Source organism: Nitrosomonas sp. Nm166 (assembly GCF_900112825.1).
Taxonomy (GTDB): Bacteria; Pseudomonadota; Gammaproteobacteria; order Burkholderiales; family Nitrosomonadaceae; genus Nitrosomonas.
Map to the genome: position 1 here is coordinate 15,782 of NZ_FONE01000028.1, position 17,846 is coordinate 33,627.

21 protein-coding genes are annotated in these 17,846 nt (G+C 44.7%); 9 read left to right on the top strand and 12 right to left on the bottom strand.

The features are described 5' to 3' along the window. Window positions 1-121: 121 nt before the first annotated feature. Entirely contained in the window at window positions 122-1,507 is a 1,386-nt protein-coding gene (purB, locus tag BM021_RS09115; protein WP_090720760.1) for an adenylosuccinate lyase, read from the bottom strand. 170 nt (window positions 1,508-1,677) lie between these two features. Here purB and BM021_RS09120 point away from each other — a divergent pair, with 170 nt between their 5' ends. Genes BM021_RS09120 through fghA form a run of 3 tightly spaced genes read left to right on the top strand, consistent with a single transcriptional unit; the run spans window position 1,678 to window position 4,128 of the window. Beyond that, entirely contained in the window at window positions 1,678-2,181 is a 504-nt protein-coding gene (locus BM021_RS09120) for a low molecular weight protein-tyrosine-phosphatase (protein ID WP_090720728.1), read from the top strand. After that, the gene (locus BM021_RS09125; protein WP_090720729.1) at window positions 2,181-3,287 is read left to right on the top strand and encodes an S-(hydroxymethyl)glutathione dehydrogenase/class III alcohol dehydrogenase; all 1,107 of its coding nucleotides are present in this window, start codon (window positions 2,181-2,183) and stop codon (window positions 3,285-3,287) included. The genes BM021_RS09120 and BM021_RS09125 overlap by 1 nt, the downstream gene beginning before the upstream one ends. Before the next feature lie 4 nt (window positions 3,288-3,291). Next, window positions 3,292-4,128 carry an S-formylglutathione hydrolase gene (fghA, locus tag BM021_RS09130; RefSeq protein ID WP_090720730.1) on the top strand — a complete coding sequence of 279 codons (837 nt, stop codon included), beginning with the start codon at window positions 3,292-3,294 and terminating at the stop codon, window positions 4,126-4,128. Between the two features lie 7 nt (window positions 4,129-4,135). Here fghA and rdgB read toward each other — a convergent pair whose 3' ends face one another. The 4 genes from rdgB to BM021_RS09150 form a co-directional block, all read right to left on the bottom strand. Beyond that, window positions 4,136-4,738, bottom strand: coding sequence for an RdgB/HAM1 family non-canonical purine NTP pyrophosphatase (gene rdgB / locus BM021_RS09135; RefSeq protein WP_090720731.1), 603 nt, complete (start codon window positions 4,736-4,738; stop codon window positions 4,136-4,138). After that, window positions 4,731-5,468: a ribonuclease PH gene (rph, locus tag BM021_RS09140; protein ID WP_090720732.1), complete on the bottom strand. Its 738-nt coding sequence runs from the start codon at window positions 5,466-5,468 to the stop codon at window positions 4,731-4,733. Before rph ends, rdgB begins: the two co-directional genes overlap by 8 nt. A gap of 19 nt (window positions 5,469-5,487) precedes the next feature. Next, on the bottom strand, window positions 5,488-6,294 hold the full coding sequence (gene map, locus BM021_RS09145) for a type I methionyl aminopeptidase (protein WP_090720733.1): 807 nt from the start codon (window positions 6,292-6,294) through the stop codon (window positions 5,488-5,490). Window positions 6,295-6,451: 157 nt separating this feature from the next. Further along, window positions 6,452-7,045 carry an SPOR domain-containing protein gene (locus tag BM021_RS09150; RefSeq protein ID WP_090720734.1) on the bottom strand — a complete coding sequence of 198 codons (594 nt, stop codon included), beginning with the start codon at window positions 7,043-7,045 and terminating at the stop codon, window positions 6,452-6,454. Between the two features lie 132 nt (window positions 7,046-7,177). Between BM021_RS09150 and BM021_RS09155 the strand changes: the two genes are divergently transcribed. Then, a complete protein-coding gene (locus tag BM021_RS09155) occupies window positions 7,178-7,822 on the top strand; it encodes a c-type cytochrome (protein ID WP_090720735.1) in 645 nt (214 codons plus the stop codon). Between the two features lie 75 nt (window positions 7,823-7,897). On the opposite strand, the gene hemL is transcribed toward BM021_RS09155, so the two are convergent. Genes hemL through thiD form a run of 3 tightly spaced genes read right to left on the bottom strand, consistent with a single transcriptional unit; the run spans window position 7,898 to window position 10,686 of the window. Then, window positions 7,898-9,178 carry a glutamate-1-semialdehyde 2,1-aminomutase gene (gene hemL / locus BM021_RS09160; RefSeq protein ID WP_090720736.1) on the bottom strand — a complete coding sequence of 427 codons (1,281 nt, stop codon included), beginning with the start codon at window positions 9,176-9,178 and terminating at the stop codon, window positions 7,898-7,900. A gap of 28 nt (window positions 9,179-9,206) precedes the next feature. After that, complete coding sequence (gene thiE / locus BM021_RS09165; RefSeq protein ID WP_090720737.1) at window positions 9,207-9,848, bottom strand: thiamine phosphate synthase; 642 nt, start codon at window positions 9,846-9,848, stop codon at window positions 9,207-9,209. Beyond that, window positions 9,829-10,686: a bifunctional hydroxymethylpyrimidine kinase/phosphomethylpyrimidine kinase gene (gene thiD, locus BM021_RS09170; protein WP_090720738.1), complete on the bottom strand. Its 858-nt coding sequence runs from the start codon at window positions 10,684-10,686 to the stop codon at window positions 9,829-9,831. Before thiD ends, thiE begins: the two co-directional genes overlap by 20 nt. 52 nt (window positions 10,687-10,738) lie before the next feature. Between thiD and BM021_RS09175 the strand changes: the two genes are divergently transcribed. Further along, window positions 10,739-10,927, top strand: a complete 189-nt coding sequence (locus BM021_RS09175) for a rubredoxin (protein WP_090720739.1) — start codon at window positions 10,739-10,741, stop codon at window positions 10,925-10,927. After that, complete coding sequence (gene gloA, locus BM021_RS09180) at window positions 10,928-11,317, top strand: lactoylglutathione lyase (RefSeq protein WP_090720740.1); 390 nt, start codon at window positions 10,928-10,930, stop codon at window positions 11,315-11,317. A 49-nt stretch (window positions 11,318-11,366) separates the two neighbouring features. Here gloA and BM021_RS09185 read toward each other — a convergent pair whose 3' ends face one another. Together BM021_RS09185 and apaG are read right to left on the bottom strand one after the other, a co-directional pair. Next, a complete protein-coding gene (locus BM021_RS09185) occupies window positions 11,367-12,071 on the bottom strand; it encodes an SAM-dependent methyltransferase (protein WP_090720741.1) in 705 nt (234 codons plus the stop codon). Between the two features lie 57 nt (window positions 12,072-12,128). Beyond that, window positions 12,129-12,512 (bottom strand): Co2+/Mg2+ efflux protein ApaG, encoded by a 384-nt coding sequence (gene apaG, locus BM021_RS09190; RefSeq protein ID WP_090720742.1) that lies wholly within the window; start codon window positions 12,510-12,512, stop codon window positions 12,129-12,131. Window positions 12,513-12,661: 149 nt separating this feature from the next. Here apaG and rpe point away from each other — a divergent pair, with 149 nt between their 5' ends. From rpe to trpE, 3 genes are read left to right on the top strand one after another with little or no spacing between them, the layout of a single operon-like run. After that, window positions 12,662-13,339 carry a ribulose-phosphate 3-epimerase gene (rpe, locus tag BM021_RS09195; RefSeq protein ID WP_090720743.1) on the top strand — a complete coding sequence of 226 codons (678 nt, stop codon included), beginning with the start codon at window positions 12,662-12,664 and terminating at the stop codon, window positions 13,337-13,339. Between the two features lie 43 nt (window positions 13,340-13,382). Next, window positions 13,383-14,111 (top strand): phosphoglycolate phosphatase, encoded by a 729-nt coding sequence (locus BM021_RS09200; protein WP_090720744.1) that lies wholly within the window; start codon window positions 13,383-13,385, stop codon window positions 14,109-14,111. Window positions 14,112-14,119: 8 nt separating this feature from the next. Beyond that, window positions 14,120-15,592 (top strand): anthranilate synthase component I, encoded by a 1,473-nt coding sequence (trpE, locus tag BM021_RS09205; RefSeq protein WP_090720745.1) that lies wholly within the window; start codon window positions 14,120-14,122, stop codon window positions 15,590-15,592. A gap of 86 nt (window positions 15,593-15,678) precedes the next feature. Here trpE and BM021_RS09210 read toward each other — a convergent pair whose 3' ends face one another. Both BM021_RS09210 and dacB read right to left on the bottom strand, forming a co-directional pair. After that, a complete protein-coding gene (locus tag BM021_RS09210; RefSeq protein ID WP_090720746.1) occupies window positions 15,679-16,269 on the bottom strand; it encodes a CBS domain-containing protein in 591 nt (196 codons plus the stop codon). A 126-nt stretch (window positions 16,270-16,395) separates the two neighbouring features. Further along, complete coding sequence (dacB, locus tag BM021_RS09215; protein ID WP_090720747.1) at window positions 16,396-17,838, bottom strand: D-alanyl-D-alanine carboxypeptidase/D-alanyl-D-alanine endopeptidase; 1,443 nt, start codon at window positions 17,836-17,838, stop codon at window positions 16,396-16,398. Window positions 17,839-17,846: the final 8 nt, after the last annotated feature.

The following is a 17,846-nucleotide window of genomic DNA, read 5'->3' on the forward strand; positions in this document are numbered from 1 at the left end:
TCATAACTATTGAAGTAATATTGAGGTTACCTATCTGAATTTCAAGCTCTCTATTAAAATTTATTTATTATCAGCTCAGATAGGATTAATTATTAAGTAAAATCAAAACATTATTTACGAATTATCGGATTTTATTCTCAATTCTTCGAGATAAAGCGCTTGCCTTGCCGATATAACTGCGAGGGGTCATCGCCAGCAGGCGATTTTTCTCTGCTTCGGGAATATTCAAACCAGCAATGAATTGATGAAGCGCCTCTCTGGTAATACCCTCTTTACCGCGCGTCAATGCCTTCAGTTGTTCATAAGGGTTAGCAACCCCATAGCGCCGCATAACCGTTTGAATAGGTTCAGCTAAAACTTCCCACGCATTATCCAGGTCATCGAGTAACTGAGCAGGATTAGCATCCAGTTTATTTAACCCTTTGATGCAAGAATCATAGGCGAGCAAAGTATGCCCTAATGCAACCCCCATACTACGCAATACGGTGGAATCGGTTAAATCACGTTGCCAGCGCGATACCGGCAGTTTCTCACTCAAATGACGCAATAATGCGTTAGCAATACCCAGATTGCCCTCCGAATTTTCAAAATCGATCGGGTTGACTTTGTGTGGCATCGTAGAAGAACCCACCTCATTTGCCTTGGTTTTTTGCTTGAAATAGCCCAGTGAAATGTACCCCCAGATATCACGATTCAGATCGAGCAAAATGGTATTGATCCTCGCATAGGCATCAAACAATTCCGCAATCGTATCATGCGGCTCTATCTGCGTCGTATAAGGATTAAATTGCAGGCCTAATTTTTCAACAAACTGCTGTGCAAATTTTTCCCAGTCCAAATCTGGATAAGCGGATAAGTGCGCGTTGTAATTACCCACAGCACCATTGATTTTGCCGAGTATAGCGACTGCTACCAGCTGCTTTCTGCCCCGCTGCAGGCGATAAACCACATTGGCAATTTCTTTACCTACTGTCGTAGGTGTGGCTGGCTGGCCATGCGTGCGTGCAAGCATTGGGACATCCGCCAAATGATGTGCCAATTCGATCAATCGTATAATAATCTTGTCGAGTGTGGGCAACATTACATGCTTCAAACTGGATTTGAGCATTAGGCCGTGCGACAAATTATTGATGTCTTCAGAAGTGCAGGCAAAATGGATGAATTCGGACGCTTTAGCAATTTCGTCATTATCCGCCAGCACTTGTTTTAACCAGTATTCAACGGCCTTTACATCATGATTAGTAGTAGATTCAATGGCTTTAACAGCTTCACCGTCTGTAACCGAGAAATTTGCCACTAAGTGATCTAGTTGTGTATGGGTTTCGGCAGAAAATGGTGCAATCTCAACAATACCTGGTTCATTACTCAGTGCCTTAAGCCACGCCACTTCGACTTGAACACGGTAACGAATTAGGGCAAATTCGCTGAAATAAAGCCGCAATGGTTCAACTTTAGCGTGATAGCGTCCATCCAGCGGAGATAATGCAGTTATAGCAGAAAAATTCATGATGTTCATAGTTACTTGGGGTTCGCATTTTAGCATGCTGACTAAAGACAGCATCGAGCTTTTGCTGAGGTGAATTTCGTTTTAATTTGATGTCGTGTTAATCTTACCGTGCATTACTCAATTATTCTGTTTGAACCTGTTACTTCGTGAATTCCGCGAATAGATTTGTTATGAACCACAATAAAAAGATAAAAGTATTATTTGTCTGCATGGGTAATATTTGCCGATCGCCAACAGCCGATGCAGTATTCAGGCATTTTGTCAAAGAAGCCGGATTTGATCATATGATTGAAGTTGATTCTGCTGGAACGCATGCGTATCACATTGGTAATCCGCCAGATCACCGCGCGCAGCATATTGCGCTGCAACGCGGCTATAAAATGCATGATTTACGTGCACGTGCCGTCAAATCTAGAGATTTTGAGGAATTTGACTACATTCTTGCAATGGACAAGGAAAATTTCACTTTATTGCAACAGCGTAGTCCTCAGCAGCATATCAGCAAGATTCAGTTATTCATGCAATATGGCAAGAATGCCGATCAAGATGTCGAGGTGCCTGATCCCTACTTTGGTGGACAGCAAGGCTTTGAACTGGTGCTGGATATGGTCGAGGAAGCTAGCCAAGGTCTGCTGGCGCATCTTCGTAATAACAAAGTAAAGGATAATCTTTAATGAAAACAAGAGCTGCTGTTGCCTGGAAAGCTGGTCAGCCGTTAACAATCGAGCAGGTAGATCTGGAAGGTCCGAAATCCGGAGAAGTATTGGTTGAAATCAAAGCCACTGGTATCTGCCATACCGATTATTACACGCTGTCAGGTGCCGATCCGGAGGGCTTGTTCCCGGCCATTCTCGGCCATGAAGGTGCCGGTGTAGTAGTAGATATAGGTCCTAATGTAAAGTCTTTACGTAAAGGTGACCATGTCATCCCACTCTACACGCCGGAGTGCCGGGAATGTAAGTTCTGCCTGTCAAAAAAAACTAACCTGTGCCAAGCCATCCGCAGTACGCAAGGACGGGGGATGATGCCTGATAATACGTCGCGCTTTTCGCTGGATGGGAAGTCCCTGTTCCATTACATGGGTACATCGACCTTTGCAAATTACACTGTTGTACCTGAAATCGCATTAGCCAAAATTCGTGAAGATGCCCCTTTTGATAAAATTTGCTACATCGGCTGCGGTGTGACGACAGGCATCGGCGCAGTGATCTATACCGCCAAGGTTGAGGCAGGTAGTAACGTCGCAGTTTTTGGTCTGGGTGGAATCGGTTTAAATGTAATACAAGGCGCCCGGATGGTCGGTGCCGATAAAATTATCGGTATCGATATCAATTCCCAACGTGAAGACATGGCGCGCAAATTTGGCATGACGCACTTCATCAATCCAAATGATGTGCCCAATATCGTTGATGCTGTGATACAACTGACGGACGGTGGCGCTGATTACAGTTTCGAGTGTATCGGCAATACCAAAGTCATGCGACAGGCACTCGAGTGCACACACAAAGGCTGGGGGCGCAGCATTATTATTGGCGTGGCTGAAGCCGGTGCTGAAATCAGCACCCGTCCTTTCCAATTGGTGACCGGCCGAAAATGGGAAGGCTCCGCTTTCGGTGGTGCGCGCGGCCGTACCGATGTGCCTAAAATTGTCGACTGGTATATGGAAGGGAAAATTGACATTGATTCTCTAATTACCCATACCTTAACGCTGGATAACATCAATGAAGGTTTTCACTTGATGAAAACCGGTGAGTCGATTCGTTCTGTCGTCGTTTACTGATCAAATGTTAGAAACTCGTAGCCAGCATATTTGCTTTGACGGAATTCAAGGCCTTTACCAGCATCAGTCCGCAATTATCGGCTTACCGATGAGATTTTCAGTCTATCAACCGCCACAGGCGCACAACAGGCCGGTGCCTGTTGTGTTTTTTCTGGCCGGACTCACCTGCACTGAAGAAACTTTCATGATTAAAGCTGGCGCGCAGCGCTATGCCGCTGAATACGGATTGATGCTGGTATCCATGGACACCAGCCCGCGTCAGACCGGCATTCCAGGAGAAACTGATCATTGGGATTTCGGCGCTGGTGCCGGATTTTATCTGAATGCCAGTGCTGAGCCTTGGTCGAAATACTACCGGATGGAAAGTTATATTACCCGGGAATTGCGCCAAATCATCACTAAATATTTCCCGGCAGACCAGGATCGGATAGGCATTTTCGGACATTCGATGGGAGGACACGGCGCACTGACGCTGGCGCTGCGTTATCCCAGATTCTACCGGTCCGTATCGGCTTTTGCGCCGATTTCCGCACCCATGCATTGTTCCTGGGGGCAAAAAGCATTTCGTCATTATCTTGGAGAAAACCAGGAAAACTGGCGGCAATATGATGCAACCGCGCTCATTGCGGCAGGCCACCGTGTTCCAGAGCTATTGATTGATCAGGGATTAAATGATCCGTTCCTGACTGAACAATTACATCCGGATCAATTGGAAAAAATATGCCAAGAAACGGGCCAGAAACTTACATTACGTTACCATCAGGGTTATGATCATAGCTATTATTTCATCAGTACATTTATTGATGATCATTTAAAACACCATCGTGATGCCCTGCTCTGATCATTCATCAGAATTTGCCGGACTGCAATATTGCAGATAATTGAGTCAGTGCCTTACCTCGATGGCTGATCAGATTCTTCTGTTCTGCAGAAAGCTCTGCCGCGGTTATACCCAACTCGGGCACAAAGAAATATGGATCATAGCCAAACCCCCCCGTCCCCTGAGGATGCTCGGTAATCTCACCATGCCATGAGCCATCGATAATGATCGGCTGCGGATCATCCACATGGCGCACTAAAACAATCACACAATAGTAGTAAGCGCGGCGGTCTGATTGATTTCTGAGCGCTTCAATCAATTTAAGGTTATTGCGCGCGTCAGATTTTGGTTCTCCGGCGTACCGCGCAGAAGAGATGCCGGGTGCGCCATTTAGCGCACTGACACAAATTCCGGAATCATCTGCAAGCGCCGGTAATTCTGAACAGCGGCTGGCATGACGCGCTTTGGTCAACGCATTTTCGACAAAAGTTCGATGCGGCTCGTCCACTTCACCCACGTCAAAATCAGACTGCGGTACGACTTCGATAGCTAATGGTGCCAGCAAGGCGCTTATTTCACATAACTTGCCCTGATTATTACTTGCGATCACTAGCCTCTTCAGCTTATTCATGACTCGCTGCTTCCAATGCAAGAGCCTTCCTCTGGAGCGTAATTAGCTCCTGGACACCGTGCTGCGCTATATCCAGCATGAGATCCAGTTCCTTTCGGTTGAATGCAGTTTTTTCAGCAGTGCCTTGCACTTCGACGATACCTAGATTTCCAGTCATTACTACATTCATATCTGTATCGCACGAAGAGTCCTCCATATAATCCAGATCCAATACTGGAACTCCCTGATGAACCCCTACTGAGATTGCTGCTACATGATCAATGATGGGTGTAGTTTCAATCAGTTGCCGATAAATCAATTTCTCGATAGCATCGTGGAGCGCGACAAAAGCTCCTGTAATGCTGGCGGTGCGAGTTCCCCCATCGGCCTGAATCACGTCACAGTCAATTTGAATGGTACGTTCTCCCAATTTCTTTAAATCCACCACAGCACGTAAAGCACGTCCAATCAGGCGCTGAATTTCCATTGTACGTCCTGATTGTTTGCCTTTAGCTGCTTCACGCTGTATGCGTGAATGTGTTGAACAAGGCAACATGCCATATTCGGCTGTCAACCATCCTTGTCCCTGGCCTCTCAAAAACAGAGGAACTTGCTCATTGACACTGGCTGTACAGATCACTTTGGTGTCGCCGCATTCTATCAACACAGAACCATCGGCATGCTTGGTGTAATGGCGAGTGATTCTGACCGGACGGATCTGAATAGGCGTACGGTGATAACTTCGTATCATGTTCAATAACTCATAAAACTTAATTAGCAAAACGAAAAACCGGCTTGGCCGGAGCGCCCGCTGACATTGTCAGCACTTCATAACCATCCTCCGTGACCAGAACGGTATGTTCCCACTGCGCAGACAAGCTACCATCCTTGGTAGTAATGGTCCAGCCATCCGGAAGATGGCGAATGGCTGCTTTGCCAGCATTAATCATGGGCTCTATGGTAAATATCATGCCTGCCTTAAGTTCGAGGCCAGCCCCTGCACGACCGTAATGAAGCACTTGAGGATCTTCATGAAATTTTGCTCCAATCCCATGACCGCAGAACTCTCTTACTACGCTATATCCCACTCCCTCAGCCAATTTTTGAATGGCATGTCCGATGTCACCTAAATGCTTCCCTGGTTTTATATTATCAATTCCTCGCCACATGGCTTCAAAAGTGACTTCACATAGGCGTCTTGCTTGAATGGAAGGTTCGCCTACATAAAACATTCGACTGGTGTCACCATGATACCCTTGAGAAATCACAGTAACATCAATATTGATAATATCGCCATTTTTTAATTTCCTCTCCCCGGGAATGCCGTGGCAGATCTGATTATTGACTGAAGTACAAATCGATTTAGGAAAAGGAGAATGCCCTGCAGGTGCGTAATTAAGAGGCGCTGGTATCGTCTTTTGCACATCCACCATATAATTATGGCAGAGCACATCTAATTCTTCCGTAGTAACACCTGCCACAACAAAGGGCGTAATGTAATCCAGCACTTCAGAAGCCAGTCGACCGGCAACACGCATTTTTTCAATTTCTTGTGGTGTTTTTATATGAACTGTCATTATAGCCTTGCTTGATTATCAGTAATCATCATTTGCATACAACAACTTGCAAATAAAATCATTCATCTCAGATGATGGGATTGAATACGTAACGTATTTTAAGATGCCTTGGAATTTAAAGGAACTCCCTTTGATCGCCTCATCTATAAACTATACATTATAAGCGCTCACATTTGCTTTGAACCAATCGGGTACCATCAAATGACTCAACCAATTTTTGCATTTTTTCTTTAAGTATTTGAGTGGGATAGGGAATAACAATTTTTTTCAAGGTAACGCTACGATCTTCAATCATCGCATTTACAATCCCTTTTTTTTCTAATTCTTCCAATTGTTCCAACGCATCTTTTTTATCGTATAACATACCTAAAGAGATGGCATTTTTCCATTTATCGTTTTCTCTCACAAGAAAACTGACAATACCCAAATTTCGCAGTTTATTGATCACCCGGTTAGCAGCTTCTTTATTTGGTAATGGTGGAATATATAGCCAATACATCATTGCATTGCCAGCTTCCTCCACGCGATAGGATTGGGCAGAGACTATTTCTGGAATTACTGCTTCACTATACTGTATCTGTTCCTCATAAAAATTCCCCCACTCCAGACAATTCTCATCGACCGGCAATAAAACAATTTTTTCTGAATTAAATGATTTCGGTGCCGCTGTATTTTTCTGATTAGAATGCAATTGCACGCCCACTCCATAAGCAACATTAACAATCAGTAGCAAGACAAAGATAATTTTCATTGAAAAATAAAATTCTAAGTTTCGATATTAACTTAATTTTGTTGTTAACGTTCTTAGCCCTTGCTAAAATACGCCGCTAATTGTCAAATACCCCTACAATTTTTGATGCCTTTAAAAAACGGAATACGAAATATGAAAATGATTAAGAATACGATAGTGCTAGTAGCATTAGCACTATCTGCGCCAATTTCAGCTGAAACAGCTCCTGACGCTAATCCGGCTCCTGCTACCGCTGAAGAAATAGCTTCTGGAATTTGCGCTGGTTGTCACAATGCGGATGGCAATAGTGTCATTCCGATGAATCCTATTTTGGCTGGACAGCACGCTGAGTATATCATCAAGCAGTTGATTGATTTTAAAGCAAATGAAAGCGAGCCAGCCAAGCGTAACAGTCCTGTCATGTCTTCAATGGTAGCTGCTCTTTCAGCGGAAGACATGAAAAAACTGGGTGCTTATTATGCCAAGCAAAAAACCAACCCAAGCCAAGTAGCTGCTAGTGATGAAAAATTAATTGAGACTGGGAAAATACTTTACCATGGCGGCAATATCGAAAACGGTGTTCCCGCGTGTGCAAGCTGTCACGGCCCCACGGGGTCCGGTATTCCACCTCGCTATCCTGCACTTGCCGGTCAACATGCTGATTATACACTGGCACAATTAAATCTGTTTAACACAGGTGATCGCACTAACGATAATGGTATCATGGAAAAAGTTCTTGCCCGTATGAGCGGACAGGAAAAACGTGCAGTTTCAGCTTATATTGCCACCATGCGTTAGGCCAAGTTTCGGCAGCAAAATTTGTACAAGCAAAAAGGCGGCATTTGCCGCCTTTTTTATTACACTCATCTATTATCACCAGTTCTTGAATATTTTTTCCGCCACAGACAATGTCTTATTCAATTCATTATCCCCATGCATTGATGATACAAAACCAGCCTCAAATGCGGATGGCGCAAAGTAAATACCTTCATCCAGCATAGCATGAAAGAATCGATTAAAGCCTACCTTGTCACACTGCATCACTTCGGCAAAGCTGGTGGGAATCTCCCTTCTAAAATACAACCCAAACATACTACCGATTGATTGTGCACAGAAATCAATCCCCTGCTTTTCTGCTGCAGCGGTAAGGCCATCGACCAGTTGCTGCGTTCTACTACCTAATTTTTCATAAAAACCTGGTGCTTGTATTTGCTTCAATGTGGTAAGTCCTGCCGCCACCGCCACCGGATTACCCGAGAGCGTGCCTGCCTGATAAACCGGACCCAGCGGTGCCAGACACTGCATGATATCACGGCGTCCACCAAATGCAGCCATCGGCATACCACCACCAATCACTTTACCCAACGTCGTCAGATCAGGCTTGATTTGATAAAGTCCTTGCGCACATTCAAGACCGACGCGAAATCCTGTCATGACTTCATCAAATATCAGCATGCTGCCATGCTGTGTACACAACGCCCGCAACTTGGCAAGGAAATCTCCTTTAGGAGCCACCAGATTCATGTTGCCGGCAACTGGCTCAACAATCACCGCAGCAATTTCCTGTCCCCATTTATCAAATGCATCTTCAATGCCAGATATGTCATTGTAATCCATCACAATCGTATGTCCGGCTGTTTCTGTCGGCACACCGGCAGAACTGGGATTGCCAAAAGTTAATGCACCCGAGCCCGCTTTAACCAGCAACGAATCATCGTGACCATGATAACAGCCTTCAAATTTAATGATCTTGCTCCTACCGGTAAAACCACGCGCCAACCGGATTACACTCATACCCGCTTCGGTGCCGGAGCTGACCAATCTGACTTGCTCTATGGACGGAATCAACTGGCAGATCAATTTTGCAATCTCCAGTTCTGCTTCGGTCGGCGCACCAAAAGTCAGACCATTTTGTGCCGCCGTCTGGACAGCTTGCACCACATTCGGATGAGCATGGCCAAGAATTAACGGACCCCATGAACCTACATAATCGATGTATGATTTACCATCAGCATCCCAGAAATACGCACCTTCTCCACGTTGAAAGAAAACGGGTTCACCGCCTACCGATTTAAAAGCCCGAACAGGTGAATTTACGCCGCCCGGAATATATTGCTGAGACTGCTCAAATAATTGATGATTACGTGAAGTCATTGGCTACTCTTGTGAATATTAGTTAGTTTTAAATACGCTCTACTACTTCTGCAAATAATTGTGCGTACTGTGCCGCTGTTGCCGTTATATTCTCTGTATAGAACACATCATGACAAACAGCTACCGCTGCACATCCACTCTGGATAACAGTTTTGGCATTGGTTAATTGAATACCTCCAATGCCGACCATGGGAATAGATATTTTCTTTTTAGCTTGGCTCATTAAATTTACCGGAACGGAAACTGCGTTAGGTTTAGTCAGTGAAGTAAAAAAAGCACCAAAAGCAATATAATCAGCGCTTTCTTTTTCTGCTCGGAGTGCCAGATCCAAGCTGTTATAACAAGATGCACCAATAATTTTGGTTCGTCCTAATTGTTTTCTTGCATCAAGAACCGATATGTCGTTCTGACCCACATGAACCCCATCAGCATCAATTTCAGCAGCTAAATTGACGTGATCATTGATGATCAAAGGAATTTTGCATCTTCTACAAAGCCGCAATAATAATCTGGCTTGTTCTAGCAACAGCATGTCGTTTGCCAATTTATTGCGGTATTGTATAAGCTGTGCCCCACCTTTTAACAACTGCCGTACTTTATCGAGCAAGGCATTTGTATCCTCAAGATCTGGAGTAATTGCATACAGTCCACTAATTCTCGGGTTTTTCAATGACTATTCCTTCATCTTCTTCGATATCGTCTTCGTCTTTAACCCAGAATAATCTGTTAGGAATATATTGCCCCATGCCAGGACGAAATCCCGCCTGCAAAGCGTGCCATGTATAATCTTGCGCTTCAATAACACTTTCATCTATCGATAATCCATTAGCAAGCGAAGCCGCAATAGCCGAAGCCAATGTACAACCTGAACCATGATACGTATGATCAAGCCTTTCCCATTCATCGGTACGTACGATACCGCTGGAAGCAAATAACGTATTCCTTACCTGCGCAGTATTCTCATGCGTGCCTGTGATTAACACATATTCGCACCCCATTCTCAGCAATCTCTGGGCACAAGTATTCAAATCTAATCTGGATTCATTATCATTTTCTTGCTGAGCGAGATGTCTGGCTTCCAAACTATTAGGTGTCAGTATAGTAACTTGTGGCAATAGTAATTCACGCATTGCATCAATCATTTCTTCATTGGCCAGCTCATCACCTCGACCAGACGTCAGCACAGGATCCATGACTAAAGGAATGTGCGGATAGTCAGAAACGACTTCTGCTATTGCAGCGATGATTTCCACACTGCCTAATAAGCCGATCTTAAACGCATGAATAGGCATATCTTCCAAAATTGCTCTCGCCTGATCGACAACCCATTCAGAATCCAGCGGCATCACATCTTCCACACCGGTGGTATCTTGAATGGTGATGGCGGTTACAATGGATAAAGGGTGGCATCCCATACTTGCGATGGTAAGCATATCAGCCTGAATACCAGCCCCACCACTGGGGTCATTGGCTGCGAAAGAAAGTACGATTGGGGGTGGCTGTAACATGCATTAATACCGTAAAATATTATTTTAACCTAAAAGGAAATTACTATCTATTATGCCTATTGAAGAGAATCGTAATTACAATCGTTATATGTGCTTAATTTGTGGTTATATCTATGATGAAGCGCTGGGATCTCCCGATGAAGGCATTGCACCGGGTACACGTTGGGAAGATGTACCCATCAACTGGACTTGCCCTGAATGTGGTGCTCGTAAAGAAGACTTTGAAATGGTAAAAATATAAATGCGTATTCTCCATACCATGCTTCGAGTAGGCAATCTCGAAAAATCTCTTGAGTTTTATACGCAAGTACTGGGAATGAAACTGTTACGGCGTAAAGACTATCCAGATGGTAGATTCACCTTGGCCTTTGTGGGCTATCAGGATGAAGCAAATGGTACAGTCCTTGAACTGACACATAACTGGGATACTTCATCCTATAACCTCGGGGAGGGATATGGCCACGTTGCTATTGAAGTGGATGATGCTCATCAGGCCTGTGAAAATATTAAGAAACTCGGTGGGAAAGTGACGCGCGAAGCAGGCCCCATGAAACATGGCACAACAGTTATCGCATTTGTAGAAGACCCTGATGGATATAAAATAGAATTTATTCAGAAGAAAACAACTTAACCTTATCAAATTTACCGATCGCGATGTTTAACAGCAAGCTTTCCGCCAGTTATCCATGTAGTAAAAAAATGGTAGGTATCTTATTGATATCCGGCAAAGAAAAACGCCATTCTTTAATGGATCTCGTTGCAATCATTTCACTGGAGAAAGTTAAGTGACTCGCAACACACAAATCTGTATGATCAGAACAAATTCTGACTAATTGCTCTAACAATTTCTGATTGCGATATGGCGCTTCAATAAAAATTTGCGTTTGATTCTGACTCGCCGATATTCTTTCTAGCTCCACTATTTTAGTGCTACGTGCTTCATTCTCAATAGGCAGATAACCATGAAAGGCAAAGCACTGACCATTCAAACCCGATGCCATTAATGCCAGTAAAATGGATGAAGGACCAATCAGAGGTACCACTGTAATGTTTTTTTTGTGCGCCAATCGAATTAGCTCAGCTCCGGGATCCGCTACTGCCGGACAGCCCGCTTCTGATAGCAACCCGACATCGCGTCCAGCCAATACCGGCTCCAATAATGAAAGCAAATCCTTAGTAGCTGTGTGTTCATTCAAAGTCTGCATTTCCAGTTCTTGCAATGCATACTTCGAATTAATCTGCTTTAAGAATTGCCTTGCTGTTTTGGGATGCTCAACGATAAAGCAGGAAATCTCAGCGATACACTGTTGAACTGCTGATGGTAATACCCAGGCAATATGCTGTGAACTGATCGGTGCTGGGATCAGATAGATTTTTCCAGTCATTAACGTGCTAAAAATTTGAAGGCTCAACCATAAAAGGAAAGCTAAAACCTAGACATTCTAGTGCAACGTTCTGGGTACACTTAGAATAAACTCCGGTATAGCAACATCAAAATGAATACCATCTTCTGCCACCATTTGATAACTGCCTTTCATCGATCCTACGGGAGTTGATATTACTGTTCCACTGGTATATTCAAAACTATCGCCCGGCTTAAGCAACGGCTGTTCACCCACTACTCCCAAACCACGCACCTCTTGAATAGTCCCGTCACCATTATTGATAATCCAATGCCTGCTAATTAATTGCGTTGCGACAGTGCCCGTATTTTCAATGGTTATTGTGTAGGCAAACACATGCCGGTCACCATATTCATCGGATTGATCAGGCAAATACACTGTACGAATGCTGATATCAATTTCATATTTTTTATCTTCAGTCATTTTTTATTTAGCATCCTTTTGAGTACTGTACCAAGAAAAAAGTGAAAAAACGTATCTCTTAAATTAATTTATTCATAAATCCTTATCTCTTTTACGCGCAATTTATCTTTTGCGGTTAAAATAATAACTTTATTTAAAGAGAGGCTTTCATGTACCGCATTGCGCCCAGCATTCTTTCTGCCAATTTTGCCAAACTTGGTGACGAAATAACCGCCGTCATCGATTCAGGAGCAGATATTATTCATTTTGATGTAATGGATAATCATTATGTTCCCAATCTCACGATCGGTCCTTTGGTATGCGAAGCCATTCGCCCCGTCACTGATGCAGTCATTGATGTGCATTTGATGGTTGAACCCGTTGATCGTATTATTCCAGATTTTGCCAAAGCAGGGGCTAATATCATTTCATTTCACCCTGAAGCGTCCAATCACATCGATCGCACCATCGGGTTGATTAAAGAGCAAGGCTGCAAGGCTGGCTTGGTATTTAATCCAGCTACACCGCTGTGTCATCTGGATCACGTGCTCGACAAACTGGACTTGATTTTAATCATGTCAGTTAATCCTGGTTTTGGCGGACAAAAATTTATTCCTGAAGCACTGAATAAACTGCGTGCAGTCAGACAACGTATTGATGCCAGTGGTAAAGACATCATGCTGGAAATCGATGGCGGTGTCAAAGTTGATAACATTGCTGAAATCGCTCGTGCCGGCGCCGATACTTTTGTTGCAGGATCAGCCATTTATCAAGCTGGCAAAGATACTGATCCGCATCGTTATAACAGCATATTGGCAGCATTCCGCGCCGAATTAGCAAGAGTATAATTATTCATCGAAACTCGTAAGCTTATTGCTTCCTTATATTTAAATGAACCATAGTCTTTTTAGCAACGCAGATACTTCTGTAAAAAAAATTGAATACCCGTTATCGATCAAAGTCATCATGATCGATCTGGACGGTACCCTGCTCAATACTGCTGAGGATCTCGCACTCGCCGCAAATCTGATGTTGAAAGATCTGGATATGCCGCAACAATCCGTTTCAACAATTCGCTCCTATATTGGCAAAGGCATACAGAAACTGGTGAAACGCACACTAACCGGCCGGCTTGATGACGAACCCGATGCTGCCTTATTTGCCAAGGCATTACCTATTTACGAGAAGCATTACGCGCATAATTTGAGTGTAAATACACGCCCCTATCCAGGTGTTTTGGAAGGTATCAAAGTGATGCAACAGGCAGGCTTCAAGCTAGCCTGTATCACTAACAAAGCTGAGGCTTTTACGATACCGTTGCTGCGTTCAACCGGATTATACGATCAATTTGAAATTGTATTATCTGGTGATAGTTTACCTAAGAAAAAGCCCGATCCAATGCCATTAACGTATATTTGCAAGCATTTTGGTGTACAGTCGCATGAAGCGCTGCTAATCGGCGATTCGCTGAATGATGCCATTGCTGCAAGAGCTGCCGGTTGCCATGTATTCTGCGTTCCTTACGGTTATAACGAGGGACGCAACGTGTACGAACTTGATTGCGATGCCATTGTAGAATCCCTGCTGGATGCCTCAAAGCTGATTAAAAGACTGCCTTAGAAATCAAAATGACCGAGGCTGAATTCAATAAGCTCGCACAGCAAGGATACAATCGTATTCCAGTTGTGCTGGAAACCTTTGCCGATCTGGATACTCCTTTATCCATTTATCTGAAACTGGCTAATCAACCCTATTCTTATTTACTGGAATCGGTACAGGGCGGTGAACGTTTCGGTCGATTTTCGTTTATCGGTCTGCCCGCAACTACCCGTATCGAAGTCCGCGACAATCACGTTACCAGCGTGACTCATGGTCAATCCGAAACTATTACCGTTGATGATACCCTGGCTTTTATCGAATCCTATCTGGCGCAATTTAAGGCAGCACCCTGCCCGGCAGGCATCTCACGGTTTTGTGGCGGACTCGCAGGTTATTTTTCTTACGATACTGTACGTTATATCGAGCACAAACTAAAAGGTCATGCAAAGCCGGACACTTTAAACACACCCGATATCATGCTATTGCTATCAGAAGAATTGGCAGTGGTAGACAATCTTTCCGGTAAGCTATATCTGATCGTTTATGTGAATCCGAGTAAAAAAGATGCCTATCAATCCGGGTGTAATCGCCTCAAGGCTTTACTGGCAAAGCTGCGTCAATCCATCGCCATTCCAACCGAGCAGGCCGTTTCATCCAGCGCCGCGGTTTCCGAATTTCCTGAAGCAGACTTTAAAGCAGCTGTCGAGCGGGCAAAGCGGTATATCTATGACGGCGATATCATGCAAGTCGTTTTATCCCAGCGCACGAGCAAGCCTTTTAATGCATGTCCATTGGCACTCTACCGCGCACTGCGCAGTCTCAATCCGTCACCTTATATGTTTTTCTACTATTTTGATGATTTTCATGTGGTGGGTGCTTCTCCAGAAATATTGGTACGCCTTGAAGGCGATACGGTCACTGTCCGCCCGATTGCAGGTACGCGCCCGCGCGGCAAAAATTCCCAAGAAGATGCTGCACTGGCAGCAGATCTGCTGGCCGACCCGAAGGAACTGGCGGAACATGTAATGCTTATGGACCTGGGCCGCAATGATATTGGTCGTGTTGCACAGACCGGAACCGTGAAAGTGACAGAGAAAATGCAAATAGAAAATTACTCGCATGTCATGCATATCGTATCCAATGTAGAAGGTAAATTAAAACCCGGCTTGAATGCTATCAATGTCTTACGCGCCACATTTCCAGCCGGTACAGTCAGTGGCGCACCTAAAGTACGCGCCATGGAGATCATTGATGAACTGGAGAAATCCAAGCGCGGTGTTTATGCTGGTGCAGTCGGTTATCTGGGGTTCAATGGCGATATGGATCTGGCTATTGCAATCCGTACCGGAGTAATCAAGGATGGCCGCCTGCATGTGCAGGCAGGCGCAGGGATTGTTGCCGATTCGATTCCACAAAATGAATGGATTGAAACACAGAACAAAGCCAAGGCATTGCTGCGCGCCGCAGAAATTGCCGAAAATGGGCTGGATAGCAAAATCTGATCCACTCAGCAAGAAATCTGCTGATATATACATTCTCTTGCAACCAAACGATCCGTCATCGAATCACGAACCGGCTTGGTTATTTTTTAGCTTGCGATCAGGGTAGATTCAATTTCCGCAAAACTCTGGGCTACATTGGTCGGGGTAATGATCATTCCAAGCTGTTTCTCAATTTGAGTCCAGGAAAAAATACCGCATATCCGAGGTAGTCCGATAGTATTATCGTCGATCACCAACGCATGCAATCGACCGCTTTCACGCAAACTGACCATAATATTACCGACTCTGGCGCGCTCCACTTCTTCCAGTGGGATGGCTTCCAGTTTCTCAAGCGGCGTCATGATATCCATCACCAGAATCTCACTATGCTTGACACCTCTTTCCTGGATGAATCGCAGGGGCTTCTCGCCCAGAATATCGGTTGCTGTGATAATTCCAGCCAGTGAATCGTCATCATTCATCACCAGTAATGTGCGAACGCCGCGCTGCATCATGTAGGTATTGGCAATTTCCATCGTGATACTCGGCGTGATGACGGCTGCGTGAATTTTGCGCAGGTCGGTCATGACTTCAAGCGCGGGTGAATCAAGCGTTACTGGATTAGGTGATACGGGTTGAGAAATCCGTACAGTACCACTCAAATACTGTACATCAAGAGATTTATATCCATTCATCATATTGTGCACTCCCTCGAGAGAGTTAATGGGAACCACCTGACTTCAAAATAGGTGGCGTACTCTGAAATAAAACTCTACGCCGAATAGGAGGCAGAATCAATAGCCATGATATTAGCAGGGAAATGATCAGTTTCGGTTATAAACCCATTGGACCAGCGTGTCCATGGCCATACGGGATTGCCCGGCTTGATCATGATTAATAAAAAAGATCACGATGATACGCCGCCCCCTTTTATCCAGCAGATAACCCGCCAGTGCGCGCACATTGCTCAAAGCGCCCGTTTTCATGTGCGCCAGTCCTTTCACCGGTGTGTCGGTAAAGCGATTCTTTAAAGTCCCATCCACGGCAGCAATCGGCAGAGATGAAATAAACTCCGGCATCACCGGGCTGTTAAACGCGGCCAGTAGCAGCTGCCCCATGTGCCGAGCACTGATACGTTCGGTGCGTGACAATCCGGAGCCATTTTCCACCACCAGTTCTGGAAAATTCAATTGCTTGGCCGCCAGCCATTGCCGGATGGCCGCATCGGATTTAGCCAGTGTAGCTGGAGAATTATTGATCACGGCATCTCCCATACCCAAGGTTAAATAGAGCTGGCGTGCTGCAATATTATTGCTGAATTTATTGATGCCACGGATAATATCCGCCAGCGGCGGAGATTGATAAGTCTTTAATGGTAGTAAGTTCTGTGGTGCCTGTCCCGCCACTACATCGCCATGAAACAACCCGCCCTGCTGCGCCCATAGGTGCTTGAATAAATCACGGGTATAGATTGCGCTGTCTTGCAGGCTCAGCATATAGGATTGTTTTCCGCATTGACTAGAAAAACTCCCATTCAGAACAACTGTAAAATCATTTTTATTTTCTTCATTAGCAATCGCATCAATCGTCAGCAAATTTAGCCAATTGCCGCATGTGCCGTGTGTGAGCTTCAAGTTATTCTGGACTCGCAAAGACGCCGGCAACGGATCAATGACTGCGCGCACCGAATTTTTTTCAGGGTGTGGAAACAAATGGATTGTGGAAGTCCGGTAATTGACCAATAAAGCTTCCGGAAGAATGTTGTAGGTACGGTAGGGCTGTCCATCAAATTCACCCGGATCACCGTTGGGAATATCATAATGCGTGTGATCCAGAACCAGATTGCCTTTAATCTCATGCAATCCAGTTTGACGTAAGCGATGGATCAATAACCAGAAATTTTCCAGATCGAGCTTGGGGTCGCCATAGCCTTTAATGATAAGATCGCCATACAACACACCCTCAATCATTCTGCCATTCGCATACAATAGGGTGGGCCAGGTATAAGCAGGTCCTAATAACTCCAGCCCGGCGTATGTCGTCAGTAACTTCATCACTGAAGCAGGATTCATGGACAAATCCGCGTTAACCGCTATGATTGGTTTATTAATACCGATTTCCTGGACATAGGCACCCACCGCCGTTTCCGGAATCGTCGCCTGCTGTAGTTTTTGTTTAACGACGAGCGGTAGTCCGTGTGCAAATGCCGGAGCCAATAATCCACTTTGCAGCATCAACAAGCCGAGATACCAATAAATCCGAAGCATTTAACTCA